The sequence below is a fragment of the Streptococcus mitis genome (assembly GCF_946188615.1).
GTDB classification, from domain to species: Bacteria; Bacillota; Bacilli; order Lactobacillales; family Streptococcaceae; genus Streptococcus; species Streptococcus mitis_BZ.
In genome coordinates this window covers 288599-305993 of record NZ_CAMHVK010000001.1, presented here as the reverse complement: position 1 = coordinate 305993, position 17395 = coordinate 288599, and the positions used below count along the sequence as shown (strand labels likewise).

General features: G+C 38.5%; 16 protein-coding genes and 3 pseudogenes. 13 read left to right on the top strand and 6 right to left on the bottom strand.

Going from position 1 to position 17395, the window contains the following annotated elements; translation table 11 throughout:
* Positions 1-76: 76 nt before the first annotated feature.
* From OCF95_RS01365 to OCF95_RS01345, 6 genes and pseudogenes are all read left to right on the top strand, one after another.
* Positions 77-958, top strand: a complete 882-nt coding sequence (locus OCF95_RS01365; RefSeq protein ID WP_261104694.1) for a hypothetical protein — start codon at positions 77-79, stop codon at positions 956-958.
* A 16-nt stretch (positions 959-974) separates the two neighbouring features.
* Positions 975-1881: pseudogene (locus OCF95_RS01360) on the top strand (hypothetical protein).
* Positions 1862-2518 (top strand): annotated as a pseudogene (locus OCF95_RS01355) (DUF6572 domain-containing protein); the annotation flags it as partial. The pseudogenes OCF95_RS01360 and OCF95_RS01355, both read left to right, overlap by 20 nt.
* A 786-nt stretch (positions 2519-3304) precedes the next feature.
* Entirely contained in the window at positions 3305-3736 is a 432-nt protein-coding gene (locus OCF95_RS01350) for a hypothetical protein (RefSeq protein ID WP_078352042.1), read from the top strand.
* A gap of 26 nt (positions 3737-3762) precedes the next feature.
* Positions 3763-3843: pseudogene (locus OCF95_RS09855) on the top strand (DUF4299 family protein); the annotation flags it as partial.
* A 385-nt stretch (positions 3844-4228) separates the two neighbouring features.
* Positions 4229-5125: a TPM domain-containing protein gene (locus OCF95_RS01345; RefSeq protein ID WP_261104693.1), complete on the top strand. Its 897-nt coding sequence runs from the start codon at positions 4229-4231 to the stop codon at positions 5123-5125.
* 117 nt (positions 5126-5242) lie between these two features.
* On the opposite strand, the gene yidA is transcribed toward OCF95_RS01345, so the two are convergent.
* The gene (yidA, locus tag OCF95_RS01340) at positions 5243-6049 is read right to left on the bottom strand and encodes a sugar-phosphatase (RefSeq protein ID WP_261079312.1); all 807 of its coding nucleotides are present in this window, start codon (positions 6047-6049) and stop codon (positions 5243-5245) included.
* Between the two features lie 12 nt (positions 6050-6061).
* Positions 6062-7366: an HD domain-containing protein gene (locus tag OCF95_RS01335; protein ID WP_261079311.1), complete on the bottom strand. Its 1305-nt coding sequence runs from the start codon at positions 7364-7366 to the stop codon at positions 6062-6064.
* A gap of 71 nt (positions 7367-7437) precedes the next feature.
* On the opposite strand from OCF95_RS01335, the gene OCF95_RS01330 reads away from it, so the two are divergent.
* The 3 genes from OCF95_RS01330 (at position 7438) to ffh (ending at position 9821) form a co-directional block, all read left to right on the top strand.
* On the top strand, positions 7438-7815 hold the full coding sequence (locus OCF95_RS01330) for a YwiB family protein (RefSeq protein WP_004238036.1): 378 nt from the start codon (positions 7438-7440) through the stop codon (positions 7813-7815).
* Positions 7816-7905: 90 nt separating this feature from the next.
* A complete protein-coding gene (locus OCF95_RS01325; RefSeq protein ID WP_000402066.1) occupies positions 7906-8238 on the top strand; it encodes a putative DNA-binding protein in 333 nt (110 codons plus the stop codon).
* Between the two features lie 11 nt (positions 8239-8249).
* On the top strand, positions 8250-9821 hold the full coding sequence (gene ffh / locus OCF95_RS01320; RefSeq protein ID WP_042751012.1) for a signal recognition particle protein: 1572 nt from the start codon (positions 8250-8252) through the stop codon (positions 9819-9821).
* A gap of 95 nt (positions 9822-9916) precedes the next feature.
* On the opposite strand, the gene OCF95_RS01315 is transcribed toward ffh, so the two are convergent.
* Both OCF95_RS01315 and rsmG read right to left on the bottom strand, forming a co-directional pair.
* Positions 9917-11200 (bottom strand): uracil-xanthine permease family protein, encoded by a 1284-nt coding sequence (locus OCF95_RS01315; RefSeq protein WP_261044720.1) that lies wholly within the window; start codon positions 11198-11200, stop codon positions 9917-9919.
* Positions 11201-11404: 204 nt separating this feature from the next.
* Positions 11405-12118 carry a 16S rRNA (guanine(527)-N(7))-methyltransferase RsmG gene (rsmG, locus tag OCF95_RS01310; protein ID WP_261104691.1) on the bottom strand — a complete coding sequence of 238 codons (714 nt, stop codon included), beginning with the start codon at positions 12116-12118 and terminating at the stop codon, positions 11405-11407.
* 93 nt (positions 12119-12211) lie between these two features.
* Between rsmG and OCF95_RS01305 the strand changes: the two genes are divergently transcribed.
* Both OCF95_RS01305 and htpX read left to right on the top strand, forming a co-directional pair.
* On the top strand, positions 12212-12772 hold the full coding sequence (locus tag OCF95_RS01305; RefSeq protein WP_000219833.1) for a LemA family protein: 561 nt from the start codon (positions 12212-12214) through the stop codon (positions 12770-12772).
* Between the two features lies 1 nt (position 12773).
* Complete coding sequence (gene htpX, locus OCF95_RS01300; protein ID WP_020902782.1) at positions 12774-13673, top strand: zinc metalloprotease HtpX; 900 nt, start codon at positions 12774-12776, stop codon at positions 13671-13673.
* 162 nt (positions 13674-13835) lie between these two features.
* On the opposite strand, the gene OCF95_RS01295 is transcribed toward htpX, so the two are convergent.
* Positions 13836-15383 carry an ATP-binding cassette domain-containing protein gene (locus OCF95_RS01295; RefSeq protein WP_261104683.1) on the bottom strand — a complete coding sequence of 516 codons (1548 nt, stop codon included), beginning with the start codon at positions 15381-15383 and terminating at the stop codon, positions 13836-13838.
* Positions 15384-15713: 330 nt separating this feature from the next.
* Positions 15714-16043, bottom strand: coding sequence for a helicase BlpT (locus OCF95_RS01290; RefSeq protein WP_261104680.1), 330 nt, complete (start codon positions 16041-16043; stop codon positions 15714-15716).
* Positions 16044-16205: 162 nt separating this feature from the next.
* Between OCF95_RS01290 and OCF95_RS01285 the strand changes: the two genes are divergently transcribed.
* Positions 16206-16748: a YceD family protein gene (locus tag OCF95_RS01285; protein WP_261104678.1), complete on the top strand. Its 543-nt coding sequence runs from the start codon at positions 16206-16208 to the stop codon at positions 16746-16748.
* Positions 16748-17377 carry an endonuclease III gene (nth, locus tag OCF95_RS01280; RefSeq protein ID WP_223330731.1) on the top strand — a complete coding sequence of 210 codons (630 nt, stop codon included), beginning with the start codon at positions 16748-16750 and terminating at the stop codon, positions 17375-17377. Before OCF95_RS01285 ends, nth begins: the two co-directional genes overlap by 1 nt.
* Positions 17378-17395 lie beyond the last annotated feature (18 nt).

The window sequence follows — 17395 nt, the reverse complement described above, 5'->3', positions numbered from 1 at the left end:
TTGTACCTGGAGAAGAACGTGAGTATGAGGTAGTCCTAAAAAGAATGTAAAAATAATTAAATTCAGGTGATAAAATATGAAAAGAAATTCCTTATTTAAAGCAAGTTTTGAAGAGAGTTTAAATTTATTAGATGATGGGTTTTTACAGTATCAATTGAAGGAACAAGATAAAAAAATGTCCAAACCTCCAAGGAATGTATTTGACTATTTTAAAAACGCTGTTTTATATGGTATATTGACACTTATTTTCCCGATTGGCTTCAATTTCTTATTATTGGTTTTTTCAACAATGCTTTATACTAGTGACCCAAAAGATTTAGTCTTTCCAATTTCTAATCATAATTTTTTAACGGCTCATGTTTATGTAATCGGGTTATTTATATGGCTTCTCTTAGTTCTAATTGGTAAATTTTTCAAACCATTTTTTATTCTTCCATATAGGACTCATTTTCATGTCATAACGTTTTTGATTTGGTTTGTTATAGAGTTCGACCTCGCTGCTATTGGTTTAGCATTACCATTTCTAACAATTTTAGGGATTTTTGCTATTGGTTGTATTCTTTTAGCCTTAATTTATTGGATGTTAAGGATAGAACTTAAAGATTTGAAAAATCTAATGTATGGAGAAGTTAAGTCACCTACCTTACTCGATAAAATTGCTAAAGACCTTGCTATTTATGGAGCAGGTCTATTGGGATTAGCTGTGATTGTTAATTATATTTTCAAAGCATTCTCTATTAATTTTTCACATTCCGTAACTCTTTTAGGTCTCTTCATATGTTGGATTTTGTTAAACATTGGTTTAATTGCAATGCTTATTTTTATGGAGTTTCCTTATTTCCTTTATGCTTACTATAAATGGAAATATCCCGAAGAATACCGCGAGTGGGAGGGAAAATCTTTAGAAGAGTGGTATGGAATGAAATATTTAAAAAAACACAAGGAGTTATTAAAATAGGATTTGGGTGAAAATCATGAAGAAAAGATCTATTTTTAGCGCAAGTTTTGAAGAAAGTCTTAATCTAGAAGATGATGGTTTTTTTACAGTATCAGAAAGGAAATGTTTTCTCTAAATTAGAAACATATTATAGGGAAGGAAAGTCTAAACTAGTTCTTCATATTCAGAATATTGTTTTCACTCTTATCGGTCCTGTCATTATAAACTTTATGATTCTTGTTTTCTCGCTATCCTTGCACAACTCTGATCCTAAAGATTTAAGATTGCCTATCTATCAACATCCATTACTAACAGCTGAGGTATATCTAGTCTGTTTCTTAATTTGGGTATTTATCATATTGATTGGTAAAGTTTTTAGAAAAGCTTTTATACTGCCTTATCGTAATCATTTTCATGTCATCACATTTCTAATTTGGCTTAGTCTTGAATTTAATCTGTTAGCGATTGATATGTCATTACCAACTTTATCTATTTGGATGGTTGCTGCTATTTTTGTTTTTATTACTATATTAGCCTATTTTATGTTTAGCCTTGAAATTGAAAGTCTTAAAAAACTGATGTATGGTAATGGAAGTGGCTCTTCTCTTCGCAACAAAATTGCCAATAAGATAGCGATTTATGGAATGAGTTTTTTGGGAATTGGAGTAATTATAAACTTTATTATAAAAAGTTTTTCCATAAAATTTTCAACTTTATTGGAAGGATTAGGTCTTTTGATAACATGGATTATCCTAAATATTGCTGTGATTGCTATGCTAATTTACATCGAATTTCCTAGTTATTTACAAGCATTTTACAAATGGAAATACCCAGAAGAATATCGTCAGTGGGAAGGTAGGACTGTAGAGGAATGGTATGGAAAAAAATATTTAAAAACACACAAAGAGCTAATAGCTATTAAAAATGAAGTCGATTTATACTAGTCAAAAAGATATGTTGGAAATCTGTCAAGATGGTGATAAGTATTTCTTGCGTTATCCAACTTTTAATATTACCATGCCAGAAGTAGTTCAAGAAATCCCTAAAGAAGCTGCAGATAGTTATATGTCTGGAGAACATACTGGTAAAGAGTTGATGAATTATGCAGATTATGGTTTTTGGAAATCTAAAAAACAGTATACACAAGATGAATCCGATAAGCTTTTCATCGAAGATCATCCTTCCTTTATTTTGAAAAATCCTGAAAATAGCCGTTGTCTTTTCACAGCAGAGGAATTTAGACAAATTGTCACTCAGGCCATTGTTTCAGAACTGGAACCTAGCGAACTTAATGCAATTGGTATAGTTGATAGTCATTTAGAGCTTCTTCTGGTGGATCCAGTTGGCTGGGAGGAAGAGATAGAAGCAGTCCATCTTGAAATTCTGCAAGAAAAAATTAATAATTATATTCACTTCCTCGAAAGTAAGCAGTATGTAGAACGATACGGTGATAAGTTTGACAAAAAAGTCATCCATATTACCTTCCAATATTCTCCATCTGATAATGGACTAGCCTTTCTTGCAGCGGTTCAGAAGGTATTGCAGAATTCGGATATGAGTTTGAAAGTAGAATTACCTGATGATGACATTTTTTCAGATAAGGAAAACATATCGGAAGACTCAAATCATCCCAATCAAGATCAAGAAAAGCTATCCAAAGAAAGATATCTCCAGATTAAAAAAGAATATAAAATGCGACTAGTATTAGTAATAGTTCTATTCGTATTATTATCTATACTAAGTATCGTGCTTATTGTAAATTCCAATAGGTTTATTCCATTAGGAGCGACAGCTATGGCTACAGTTGTACCTTTCAACCAATTCTTTCTCGTTCCGCTTTGGCAAGAGAAAAAAGCCATCGAAGAAGTACACCCTGAATGGAAGGCACTTAGTACCAGTGTAGTTAAGGTTCCCTCAGATGAATCAGATAAAAAGATATTTCCGTTTATCGCATCGGTGTTAGCCTTATTCTTCACATTTTCGATGTTGTATAGACCTGTTAAAGAAAATCCTAAAATTCCTACTATTGAGGAAATTAAAAATATACCTAAAATTGATAGTAACTACATTCCTAAGTCAAAGAAAAGTTCAAATTCTGAACCTACATCTACTACGACAACATCAGATTTGAACGAGACCTCTTCAACTGAAGAAAGTACACCAAGTCAAACTTCAAGTAAGGAGAGTCAAAATTACCCTTACCATATTTCTGGAATGGAGTTAAGAGGGTCATTGATAAAACATTTAAAGATTTCAATGAGAAACGGGAGAATGAACAAAATATAGAACAGACGGAGTCAGGAAATGAGTGACGTAAGCCCTGATAGTTTGTAGTTGTAACTATGGTAAAATGTATTACGTGGAGGGATGATGGATAAATTATACATAGTGGTTGATGGAATTGAACATCAATACTTTGATTGTGATAGTACAGGATATTATTTGATTTCCTATGATCCTTTATCAGAGAATAATGGTTATAAATTATTTGATTCAGAGTTGAAACAATATAGAAAATATTTGACAGAGAAACAGGTTGAAAAAAAATATAAAATTATAGATTATATTTGGTTTAATGAACAAAAATGGGATATTTTTCAACGAAGTGATGATAATTTAGATAAACCAAATTCATGGGTAACGATTGTTTCCGACGATATAGAATTTTTAAATAGAAATGGACTATGGAAGGAGGAGAATTTAGTTGAAAGTAGGTATGGACATTTGTATTACTGTTCTTTACCAATCGAGGCAGAAAAGTTTTCTCTAATTCGAACTAGAAAAAATCTCCCTATATAGTTAAGATAGTAAGAAAGCAGTTTATTATGAAATCAGTTAGTTTTACAATAAAAAGCAACCAATCGCTAAGGATTGGTGAGGTGCTTCAAGCAGAACTTTTTGAATGTTAGTTTGTTCTTATGGTTCTTAATGTATGGAATTAATCTCTTTACCCGTGGTCTTAATAACCTTCTAGCACAGTTATTACTTGCCATAGTGCCAATTGCATCTATCTTCATTCCAGTATGAAAACAATGGAGAAAGCTTGATTTAATGGTCAGGTTCGAAGCTAGTATTCATTACTAAGAGATAATAGTTTTAATAAAAACTTAGAACAAATTTTCCTATATTTTACGTTGATTAAGTGAGATAAATAACTTATAATGAAACTACCATATACAATAGATTGATAGAAAGATGACTTTATCGAAGTATTCTATTTTAAAAAGAATATCATTTATTCTCATTCTTATTGAAATTGCAAATTTTTAAAAGAAAGAAGGTCCGACTTTTATGATGAAAAAAATAGTTTTAATCTTAATGTCTTTTTTTACAATCCTGTTATTTTTCATTGGACCAACTCACGCAGATCTAGTGATACCAGATAGGCCTTCTAATGGTATTTATGATCCAAACCATTATTTATCAGAGGTTGTTTCAGATAAACTAATAGAATTAAATGGTAAATCGGATACTCAAATTGGTATTTATATTGTTGAGAGTTTAAATGGTGAATCTTTAGAAAAGTCAGCCAATACGATTGCCAGATCTTGGAAAATTGGCTATTCGGATTCAAATAAGGGTGCATTATTATTGATTGCTATAAAAGATGGAAAGTTTCGTATTGAGACTTCTAATAACCTAGCTACTATATTGACTGATACAAAAGCTAGGGAAATCTTAGATGCCTCTCGTGATAAGATGCGAGCCAAAGACTATGATGGAGCTGTGATTGATATAATCCAAAACATATCCAATCAAGATTATGACTTAGCTGATGCACCTGTAGTAGAGAGAAATTATTTTTATGAAGTCCCTAAAGCTATATGGGAACTAGTAGTAGAAATTCTTGATCATTTCGGTGTAATTTTTATGATTTCTTTTGTGGTACTTTTTCTTACAGAAGGTAGGGTTTCGGGTAGGAAACGGAGATCTAATAAATTCTATTATGGTAAGGATAAATTATACCCTGATGATAAAGATTTTATAAATGATGGTTCTTGGTCACAAAAAGCATTAACAGCTTACCATATTAAAAATTCAGATGAGTATCATAATGAGAGTAGTAGTGATTCCTCATCGCCTTGGTCGAGTGATGATTGGTCAGGTGGTGGTTTTGATGCTGGTGGATCATCAAGTGATTGGTCAGGTGGTGGTTTTGATGCTGGTGGATCATCAAGTGATTGGTAATTTAGCTTATTTCATAGTGAGTTACCTGCCTTGATCATTTAAAAAAATGATGGTATAGAAAATTCTTGATTTGGAAAAAACCGCTCAGCTGAGCGGTTTTCGTCTATTCATACCCTTTTACAGTACCCATGTACGGATGGCATGGGCAACGCCAGATTCGTCATTTGTTTTGGTGATGTATTTGGCGATTTTTTTGATTTCTGGATTTCCATTTTCCATGACAACGGGGTTACCAACGACTTCCAGCATGGCACGGTCATTTTCTTCGTCACCGATAGCCATGGTTTCATCTTTGGTCAATCCGAGTTTTTCAGCTAAGTGAGTGATGGCTGAACCTTTGTCCACATTCTTTTTAAGGAGTTCGAGGTAGAAAGGAGCAGATTTGTTGATGGAGTAGCGCTCATAAAATTCGGCTGGAATTTTTTCAATCGCAGCATCAAGAATCTCTGGTTCATCGATGAACATACATTTGACAATTTCCTTGTCAGGCATTTCTTCAGGGGTGCGGTAGAAAATAGGCATGCTGACGAGGGTTGATTCGTGCACTGTATATTTTCCGATATTGCGATTTGCAGTGTAGATTCCATCCTTGGTAATGGCGTGCATGTGAACACCAAGCTTACGACTGAGGAATTCCATATCTAGATAATCCTCATAAGTCAAGGATTCACTGATAATCTCATGTCCTGTAGCGGTTTCTTGGACAAGGGCACCGTTGAAGGTCACCACATAGTCACCCTCGTCTCTCAACTGCAAGTCGTCCAGAAGTTTGGCAACACCTGCAATAGGGCGGCCAGTTGCAATGACGACTTTGACACCAGCTTCTTTTGCATCTTGGATGGCAGAAAAGACTTCAGGAGTAATCTCCTTTTGGCTATTGACTAGGGTTCCGTCGATATCGACGGCGATTAGTTTAATACTCATAAATTTCCTCTTCTAGTTTTTATTTGGGGTAAAATGATCGTTCTCAATCAAGTGTAAAAATTGCTGGGTAATGCTTGCGAAGATACTGTTTTGGTCCAACATTTCTTTTGGAAAATAGAAACGATTATCTCCGTGGCGACTGCCAGCAAGGGATTGGACGATAGGAGACAGGCTAGAGAGTTCGGCCAGTTCTCCATTTTTTTGTAAAATCTCAATCTGTGTCCGTGGATTTTCAGATTCGGGACGATAGATATCATAAGGGAGGTCAAAGTTCTTATGAATGGCAGTATAGTAGTCGGGATCAAAGCCAATGTCTTCAACCAATTTTCTCATGCTAGCGAGCTGGTCTTGATCTTCTTGTGAAAAGGTAATGGATTTAAAGACCTTGCGGTTGACAAAGCGTTGCGACAAATCTGCGAGAATCTTGTCAGGACTGGTCATCCAGAGTTGGAAATAGGTATTCATCACACCATCATCCAGAGCTAGATAGTCAGACAAGGTCACATTTTTTTCAAAGAAAGGCAGGAGATGTGGGGAAGTTCGGGCAAAGAAGTCCTTGTCTTCTGGATAAAGTTCCTTAGCCCGTTTGAGAAGATTCTGAAGGAGAACTTCCATGGCCCGTGTTGCTGGGTGGAAATAGACCTGCATATACATCTGGTAGCGACTGAGGACGTAGTCTTCGATGGCGTGCATGCCATTGCGCTGAAAGGCGATACCATTTGCGACAGGACGAATGACTCGGAGGATGCGAGTCAGGTCAAATTCTCCATAGGATGCTCCTGTAAAATAGGAGTCGCGCAAGAGATAGTCCATACGGTCTGCATCAATCTGACTAGAAATGAGTTGCACGACCTGCTTGTTAGGATAGGTATGGTCGATGATACTAGCCACCTTTTCTGGAAAATCAGGTGCTACTTGTAGCAGAACTTGGTGAATCTCTGTCTCAGGACTTTGGATGATTTCCTGAGTAATCGCCTCATGATCTGTATCAAAGAGATGTTCAAAAGTATGGGAGTAGGCTCCATGTCCAAGGTCATGTAGAAGAGCGGCGGTCATGGTCAAGAGAGACTCGGCAGGATTCCATTCTTCAGGATATTTTTCTTCAAAAATCTCCGTGATACGTCGTGCAATTTCATAGACTCCTAGACAGTGAGAGAAGCGGCTGTGTTCTCCGCCGTGGAAGGTATAACTGGACGTTCCCAGTTGCTTGATCCGGCGCAAGCGTTGAAATTCTTTTGTATTAATCAAGTCATAGATGATTTGATTATTGACATGGATGTAGTTGTGAACTGGGTCACGGAATACTTTTTCGTTCATATGACCATTATAGCAAAATCCTGCTCTTTTTGGTAAAATAGTAGGACAAGAGACAAGAAAGAGGACTTGATGTGAAGATTCGGATGCGAAATACGATTCAGTTTGATGAGCAGTTGGAAGTGATTGACCAACTTTATGACGTGGAAGTGCATGAAAAAGGAGATTATAGCTACCTGCTTTTCTATAATGAGGAAAAGGAAAAAGTGGTTATTAAATTTCATGGTCAAGAACTGGTGATGAGCCGATTTTCTAATCCCAAGACCATTATGCGCTTTTTAAAGGATAGTGATAGTTTAGCCTATATTCCCACACCTATGGGCATGCAGGAGTTTATCATCCAAACGAGCCATTATCAAGTTGATGGGCAAAAGATTGAACTAGATTATCAACTACAAAATCAAGAGGGACATCCCTTTGCCAGCTATCAATTGGAAATTACTTGGGGCTAGGCTCATGTCTTTTTCAAATTTAACTAGCTATCTTCTTGGATTGGCTCCCTAGTGTGGTAGATTAGGCTAATTTTTGGTATAATAAAAGTTATGGAAATCGAAAAAACCAATCGTATGAATGCGCTCTTTGAATTTTATGCGGCGCTTTTGACAGATAAGCAAATGAATTATATCGAGCTCTACTACGCTGATGATTACAGCCTTGCTGAGATTGCCGAGGAATTTGGTGTCAGTCGTCAGGCTGTCTATGACAATATCAAGCGAACAGAAAAGATTCTGGAAGATTATGAGATGAAATTGCACATGTACTCGGACTACATTGTCCGCAGTCAGATTTTTGACCAGATATTGGAGCGTTATCCCAAGGATGACTTTCTGCAGGAGCAGATAGAAATTTTAACAAGCATTGATAATAGAGAATAAGAGGAAGAAAAATGGCATTTGAAAGTTTAACAGAACGTTTGCAGAACGTCTTTAAAAATTTACGTAAAAAAGGAAAAATCTCTGAATCTGATGTCCAAGAGGCAACCAAAGAAATTCGCTTGGCCTTGCTTGAGGCCGACGTTGCCTTGCCTGTTGTAAAGGACTTTATCAAGAAAGTTCGTGAGCGTGCAGTCGGGCATGAGGTTATTGATACCCTTAATCCTGCGCAACAAATTATTAAAATCGTTGATGAGGAACTGACAACCGTTTTAGGTTCTGATACGGCAGAAATTATCAAGTCACCTAAGATTCCAACCATCATCATGATGGTCGGTTTGCAGGGGGCTGGTAAAACAACCTTTGCCGGTAAATTGGCCAACAAACTCAAGAAGGAAGAAAATGCTCGTCCTTTGATGATTGCGGCGGATATCTATCGTCCAGCAGCCATTGACCAGCTTAAGACCTTGGGACAACAGATTGATGTGCCGGTTTTCGCTCTTGGGACAGAGGTTCCAGCTGTTGAGATTGTTCGTCAAGGTTTGGAACAAGCCCAAGCCAATCATAACGACTATGTTTTGATTGATACGGCAGGTCGTTTGCAGATTGATGAGCTTTTGATGAATGAACTTCGTGACGTAAAAGCATTGGCTCAACCAAACGAAATTCTCCTCGTGGTTGATGCTATGATTGGTCAAGAAGCGGCCAATGTTGCGCGTGAGTTTAATGCTCAGTTGGAAGTGACTGGGGTTATCCTTACCAAGATTGATGGAGATACTCGTGGTGGTGCGGCTCTATCTGTTCGTCACATTACCGGAAAACCAATCAAGTTCACTGGTACAGGTGAAAAGATTACGGACATTGAGACCTTCCACCCAGACCGCATGTCTAGCCGTATCCTTGGCATGGGGGATATGCTCACTCTGATTGAGAAAGCTTCTCAGGAATACGATGAGCAAAAAGCCCTTGAAATGGCTGAGAAGATGCGTGAAAACACCTTTGATTTCAATGATTTCATTGATCAGTTGGATCAGGTGCAAAACATGGGACCAATGGAAGACTTGCTCAAGATGATTCCAGGTATGGCTAACAATCCAGCCCTTCAAAACATGAAGGTGGATGAGCGTCAGATTGCGCGAAAACGTGCCATTGTGTCCTCCATGACACCTGAAGAACGTGAAAACCCAGATTTGTTAAATCCAAGCCGTCGCCGTCGTATCGCAGCTGGTTCTGGAAATACCTTTGTCGAAGTTAATAAATTCATTAAAGACTTTAACCAGGCTAAACAACTCATGCAGGGTGTTATGTCTGGAGATATGAACAAGATGATGAAGCAAATGGGAATCAATCCAAACAACCTTCCTAAAAATATGCCAAATATGGGAGGAATGGATATGTCTGCCCTTGAAGGAATGATGGGACAAGGAGGTATGCCTGACCTGTCAGCTCTCGGAGGAGCAGGAATGCCAGATATGAGTCAGATGTTTGGTGGCGGACTCAAAGGTAAAATCGGTGAATTTGCTATGAAACAGTCCATGAAACGCATGGCTAACAAAATGAAGAAAGCGAAGAAAAAACGCAAGTAAGACAAGGGAAGGCCGCAGGGCTTTCCTTTTTTAGAAAGAAGAAAAATGAGCACTTCCGTAATTGGAAATGCTCGTTTTTTGATGTGTTTAGACTTTTAGTCTTTATTTTCGTATGGCAAGATTAAGTTCAAGATGATTCCTGTCATGGCTGATAGAGCAGTACCTGAAAGTGTAACTGGACCGAGTTTAAGGATAGCTCCTCCAAGTCCAAGAACCAACATAGCACTTGCGATGATGAGGTTACGCATTTGAGCGAAATCAACACGTTCTTTAATCAAGACTTTCAAACCGTTGCTGGCGATAACTCCATAGAGAAGGATTGACATACCACCAAGTACAGCATTTGGAATAGTTGAAATCAAGGCTGTGAATTTACCAAGGAAGCTAAGGGCAATTGCGATGAAGGCAGCGTTACGGATAACTGAGACAGAAGCGATACGAGTCATACCGATAACCCCTGTATTTTCTCCGTAAGTTGTATTGGCTGGTCCACCAAGGAAGGCAGAAACAGAAGTTGCGATACCGTCACCAAGAAGAGTACGGTGAAGACCTGGTTCTTTCAAGAATTGACGGCCACAGATTTGACCCAAAACAGTGTGGTCTCCGATATGTTCAGAAATTGTTACGATAGCGATTGGCAAGATAGCGATGGTTTCTGGGCCAAAGTAAAGATTGTATTCTTTAAAGGCACCACCTGTGCTAAATGGCAAGTAGAAACCAGGAATTTCAAACCAGTTAGCTTTAAGAACTGGTGTAAAGTCAACCAAACCAAGAGTTAGTGCGAAGAGGTAACCACCGATAATGGCAAAGAGGAATGGAATGATTCGTAGGAAGCCTTTTCCTTTTGTATTGATAAAGGCAGCAATCAAGAAAGTAACAACTGCTACAAGAGCATTTTTCCAATTTCCATCAGCTACAAGACCAGCATTGGTAACAGCTGAACCTGCAAGTCCAAGACCGATAACGATGATCATAGGTCCAATGATGATTGGTGGCAAGAGTTTATCAATCCATTTTGTACCCGCAAAACGAACACTTGCAGCCACAAGGACATAGACTAAACCAGTCAAGATAACCCCTGTTTGAGCAGCAGATACATCACCACCCATTTCTTTCATAGCCAGTGACATTGCTGTGATAAAGGCGAATGATGATCCTAGATAAACTGGAACTCTAAAACCAGTTGAAATCATGTAGATAAGTGTTCCAACACCTGAAGCAAAAAGGGCAACAGATACAGGCATTCCCAAAATCAAGGGTACCAAGATGGTCGCACCGAACATGGCAAAAACGTGTTGGAAACTAAGGAGAATTCCTTTTCCGGCTGAAGGACGTTGGTCAACGTCTAGTAACAAATCAACAGTTGATTCTTGTTTCATATAAACCTCACTTTTGGGCATCAAAAAAGAGCCCATTATTTTACAGCAATAGGCCCTCAGAGTAAGACTTCTTTAAAATCCAGACTTTAAAGAGTTTCAAATATTTCTGCGTCTTCGTCACCTCACGGGATGACATTAAAAACCTTTGCTTGTGATAGTATAGCAAAAATTACAAACTTTGTAAATATTTTTTTACTAAAAAGATTAAAGCGGGCGTTTATTTGGCATACCAGCCTTACGTGGATATTTGTTTGGTGTTTCTTTTTTCTTTTCCACTACTGTGATGTAACGTGGATCTCCATTTGGTAGGGCGTAGCTGAGGTTGTCTTCGACTTTGCTAAAAAGGAGGTTGAGGGCATTCTTGGCTTCTAACAATTCCTCGGGTGCATTGCTGGCCTTGAGTGCCAGTAGTTTTCCGCCAACTTTAAGGTAAGGAATTGTCAATTCAGATAAAATCTGCATGCGGGCAACCGCACGAGCTGTTACAAAATCATATTGAGCACGGAACTTTTTGTCTTGGGCAAAATCTTCGGCACGTCCATGGTAGAAATGAACATCGTCTAAATCCAGTTCTTGAGCCAAAAGTTGGAGGAAGTTGATGCGCTTGTTGAGGGAATCAATGATGGTCACATCTAACTGAGGATAGAGGATTTTCATTGGTAGACTAGGAAATCCTGCCCCGGCCCCGATATCAAGCAGTTTGATAGTTTCATTGGGAATCAAGTCTTGCAGAATGGGTGCAATTGAATCATAAAAATGTTTGAGATAAACTTCTTCTTTATCTGTAATAGCCGTCAAATTAATCTTTTCATTCCACTCGACCAAGAGCTCAAAATAGCGTTCAAATTGTTTTTTTTGCTGGTCCGAAAGTGGAAGATATTGCTCGGAAAGCAAGTTGTAAAATGTTTCTGGTTTCATAGTTATTTCCTTCTTTAGTATCATCTTATTTTACCACAATCATTAAAAATTTGATATACTGGTACTAATCTAAAAGTAGAAAGGACTTATATAATGACTTGGATTATTCTTGGAGTTTTAGCTCTTATTGTTATTTTTGTGATTGTTAGCTATAACGGTTTGGTTAAAAATCGTATGCAAACAAAGGAGGCTTGGAGCCAAATTGATGTTCAGTTGAAACGTCGAAATGATCTCTTGCCAAACTTGATTGAGACTGTAAAAGGTTATGCCAAATATGAAGGTTCTACCCTTGAAAAGGTGGCAGAACTACGTAACCAAGTGGCGGCAGCGACTTCACCAGCAGAAGCTATGAAAGCTAGTGATGCCCTTACTCGTCAGGTTTCAGGTATTTTTGCAGTTGCAGAAAGCTATCCAGATTTGAAAGCTAGTGCAAACTTTGTTAAATTGCAAGAGGAGTTGACAAACACAGAAAATAAAATTTCTTACTCTCGTCAACTCTACAACAGTGTTGTCAGCAACTACAATGTAAAATTAGAAACTTTCCCAAGCAATATTATCGCTGGAATGTTTGGATTTAAAGCAGCAGATTTCCTTCAAACACCAGAAGAGGAAAAGGCAGTTCCTAAAGTTGATTTTAGCGGTTTAGGTGACTAAGATGTTGTTTGATCAAATTGCAAGCAATAAACGAAGAACCTGGATTTTGTTGCTGGTATTTTTCCTACTCTTAGCTCTGGTTGGCTATGCAGTTGGTTACCTCTTTATGCGATCTGGGCTTGGCGGTTTGGTTATTGCACTGATTATCGGATTTATCTATGCCATGTCTATGATTTTTCAATCAACAGAGATTGTCATGTCCATGAATGGAGCGCGTGAGGTGGATGAACAAACGGCACCAGACCTCTACCATGTAGTAGAAGATATGGCTATGGTGGCTCAGATTCCTATGCCACGTGTTTTCATCATTGATGATCCAGCCTTAAATGCCTTTGCGACAGGTTCTAACCCTCAAAATGCGGCGGTTGCTGCGACGTCAGGTCTCCTAGCTATCATGAATCGTGAAGAACTAGAAGCTGTTATGGGACATGAAGTCAGTCATATTCGTAATTACGATATCCGTATTTCGACTATTGCTGTCGCCCTTGCTAGTGCTATCACCATGCTTTCTAGTATGGCAGGTCGTATGATGTGGTGGGGTGGAGCAGGTCGCAGACGAAGTGACGATGATAGAGATGGAAATGGTCTTGAAATCATTATGCTCGTGGTTTCTCTACTAGCTATTGTGCTGGCACCTCTCGCTGCAACCTTGGTGCAACTAGCTATTTCTCGTCAGAGGGAATTCCTAGCGGATGCTTCCAGTGTCGAGTTGACGCGCAATCCTCAAGGGATGATTAATGCTCTACGCAAGTTAGACAACAGTAAACCGATGAGTCGTCCTGTCGATGATGCCAGCAGTGCACTTTATATCAATGATCCAAAGAAAGGGGGAGGGTTCCAAAAACTCTTTTATACCCACCCACCTATCTCAGAACGGATTGAACGTTTAAAACATATGTGAAATGAAGGCTGGGAAAAAGTCTTTAAAATCTTAAAAACGCATAATATCAGGTGTGCAAAAAACTTGATATTATGCGTTTTATTATGGGAAGATTTACTTCCTTTTCTCCTAAAATTGTGTTTTTGCCCCACCTATCTGCTATGTTGCAAATTTATAAATTGTCTAATTAACTACATCCAAACCGTGTTCTGTCAAGCGATAGATAGTCGAACAGACCTCTTTTAAGAAACGACGGTCATGCGAAACAGTGATGATACCGCCTGGATAGGTTGCAAAGAGTTTTCTAATTTGGGGTTGAGAAGTGGGAGAAAAGTTTCGTGTGGGTTCATCTAGCAGGAGAAAGTTTGGTTTGCGCAAGACTAAATCCAAAAGCAGGAGTTTACCCTGTTGTCCGCCAGATAAGGAGCGAATTTGATGCTGCATTTCTGGATAACTGAAATTGAGACTGGCTAAGTGAGATTGGATTTTCTGTAGTTCCTCTTTTTCCCCAGTTTTGCGGAGATAGGCTAGTGGTGATAAATCCAATTGCAGTTTTTTGTGGTAATCTTGTGGCATAAAACCAAGCGAAATTTCTCTTTTGGCGCTAAGCAGTTGTTGAAACTTGGCTAACAGAGTCGATTTTCCAATACCATTTGGGCCGATAATACCGATTTTTTCTTGGCCACGGACAGTTAGTCGTAGTTCTTGAACCAAAACTCGGTCGCCAATGGACAAATTTTCTTTTTCCAGTTGGATTAAAACTTTAGAAGCAGGTAATGGTTGGATGTCTGAGAAGAAAAGTTTGATTTCTTCCTCTTCAAGTGGCTTTTGGATCATGGACTGAGCTGTCTTTTCAAAGCGTTTTTCTTGAGAGAGAACATTTTTCATCTTTTTAGCCAATAGGCGACCGGCAGTACTATCTTTAGTAGCTCGAAGGGCAGTTTCTACATTTTGCTTGACGCGCCGATGCTTTTCCATGGTTTTGTTATAGGCTCTTTGGTCGTTAGCAGCCTGCTGACTTTGTTTGATAAAATTAGCCTTTCTCTGGTCGCTATAGCTATCATAGTCTAAATGCTCTACTAGTGTTTCTGCTTCTTTACGGTGCTTGACCAGTCGCAAGTGGACAATAGTATCAGCCGTTTCAGAAAGAAAGTCTTCATCATGGGAAATGAAAATAACAGTTTGCCTAATCTTTCGAATCTGACTTTTTAGCCAATCAACTGTCTCAAGGTCTAGGTCATTTGAAGGTTCATCTAAAAATAGAATCTCAAAGGGTTTGGCTAACTCATGGATGAGCTGAATTTTCAAAGCTTCGCCACCCGAGAGGCTCCCGATCTCTTGGTCACTAGCAAAGCGATCGCTATCAAAATGCAATTCCTCAGCTAAACGATAGAGGACACTGTAGTCTAAATCAAGAGAATCTAAAAAGAAGTAGTCGTGTAGAGTTTTCTTTTTCAGCTTCTCGGGGAGTTTTTGAGGAATGTAAGCTAGTGATTGATAATCAGATTGAATGTCACCCCTGATAGTGAAATCAGGCAATGCTTCTCCCATTAAAGCTCGCAGCAAAGTTGACTTTCCATTTCCTTCTTCACCAATAATAGCAACCTTTTCCCCGTCTTGGATAGTCATGCTTAAGTCAGATACAAGGTCTCGTAAATCTTTGTTTTGTGTGATGGTCAGATGATTGATTTTTATCATATTGTTGCCCTTTCTAGAATGTCGATAGTGCATAACAAAAAGCTCTACTTTATCTAGTAGAGCCCAAAGTCACTGTCAAAACTCTATTATCCTCGTTGAAAAACTCGTCAAACTAGCTTGGAGTTGCCTAACCCAACCCAAGAGGAGCATAGCTTTCTAGTTTTTTGATTTTCATAGAAGATAAAGTACTAGAAAATCTAGTACAAAAAGAGCATGCAAAAAGAGACAAAAACAAGATCTACTAAATAAAGTTCTTTATTTGATAGACTTAGTTGTTCATGTCTCCCTTACCTCCGAGTATTAGTACCTCTATCCTATACCTTTCAGGATATTTTGTCAACAGAAAACTGATAATTCTAATCTCTAGAATCCAAAAACAGGTCCATAAAGAGTTAGTACGTGTTTGATATGCTCGTAATGGAACTTGTCATAGTTGCGCCAAGCGCTGCGTGCTTGATCATTTAGTTTTAGGCTACCAAGACCAATCAGAAGACTGGTACGTTGGTAAAATTTCTCAAGGTCGATTAAAATACTGTTGTCCAACTTTTCCGCTTTTTTGAGCTCTTGCAGAGTAGTGTTTAGCAGCTCTTGCAGTCGAATATCATCTGCCCTACCCTGTTTGCAGCTTTGGAAACTTTTATTTAACTCGGATAGGAGTTGGGTTGCATTAGTAATGAGTTCTTTGTCTTTCATGTGAGCATCCTCCTTGCTCTGATGTATTATTGCCTATAGTATGGCACTAAAAAATGTCATAGTAAACATGTTAAAAAATCGAATGTTAATTAAAAAGTTTGGTGGGCTGATTTGTAGGCTTTTCATGGTATAATCAAGAGAGTAAATCTTTATGGAGGAAGTATGAAATTAAATATTCAAGAAATTCGTAAGCAGTCTGAAGGCTTGCATTTTGAACAAACTTTAGACCTAGCTGCAGACTTGCGTGCACGCAATCAAGAAATTTTAGATGTGAAAGATATTCTTGCAGTTGGGAAAGTACAATACGAAGATCGTATGTATTTCTTAGATTATCAGTTATCTTACACCATTGTTCTTGCTTCAAGTCGCAGTATGGAGCCAGTTGAGTTAGCTGAATCTTATCCAGTCACAGAAGTTTTCATGGAAGGCGCAACTAACCAACTAGATCAGGAAGTTTTAGACGATGATTTGGTCTTGCCTATCGAAAATGGAGAACTTGACCTTGCTGAGAGTGTGTCAGACAATATCCTACTAAACATTCCCATCAAGGTTTTGACGGCTGAAGAAGAGGCTGGTCAAGGATTTATTTCAGGAAATGACTGGCAAATCATGACAGAAGAAGAATACCAAGCTCAACAAGCAGTTAAGAAAGAAGAAAACAGTCCCTTTGCTGGCTTACAAGGACTATTTGACGGAGACGAATAATGGTCTTGTCAAAAAAACGTGCACGAAAGGTGCTAGCAGAAATCATTGCTCTTTTTCCAGATGCCAAGCCTAGTCTTGATTTCACCAATCATTTTGAACTCTTGGTTGCGGTCATGTTGTCAGCTCAGACAACGGACGCAGCGGTAAATAAGGTCACACCAGGTCTCTTTGCTGCCTTTCCAACGCCACAAGCCATGTCTGTTGCAACAGAGAGTGAGATTGCCTCACATATTTCTCGTCTGGGATTGTATCGGAATAAAGCTAAATTCCTTAAAAAATGTGCCCAACAGTTACTAGACGATTTTGATGGTCAAGTCCCTCAGACACGTGAGGAATTGGAGAGTTTGGCAGGTGTTGGTCGCAAGACAGCCAATGTTGTCATGAGCGTGGGCTTTGGGATTCCAGCTTTTGCAGTGGATACTCATGTGGAGCGTATTTGCAAACACCACGATATCGTCAAAAAATCAGCGACACCACTTGAGGTGGAAAAGCGTGTCATGGATATCTTGCCGCCTGAGCAGTGGTTAGCAGCTCATCAGGCCATGATTTATTTCGGACGGGCTATCTGCCATCCTAAAAATCCAGAGTGTGACCAGTACCCACAATTATATGATTTTAGCAATTTATAAGATGGTGTACCAAAAGTT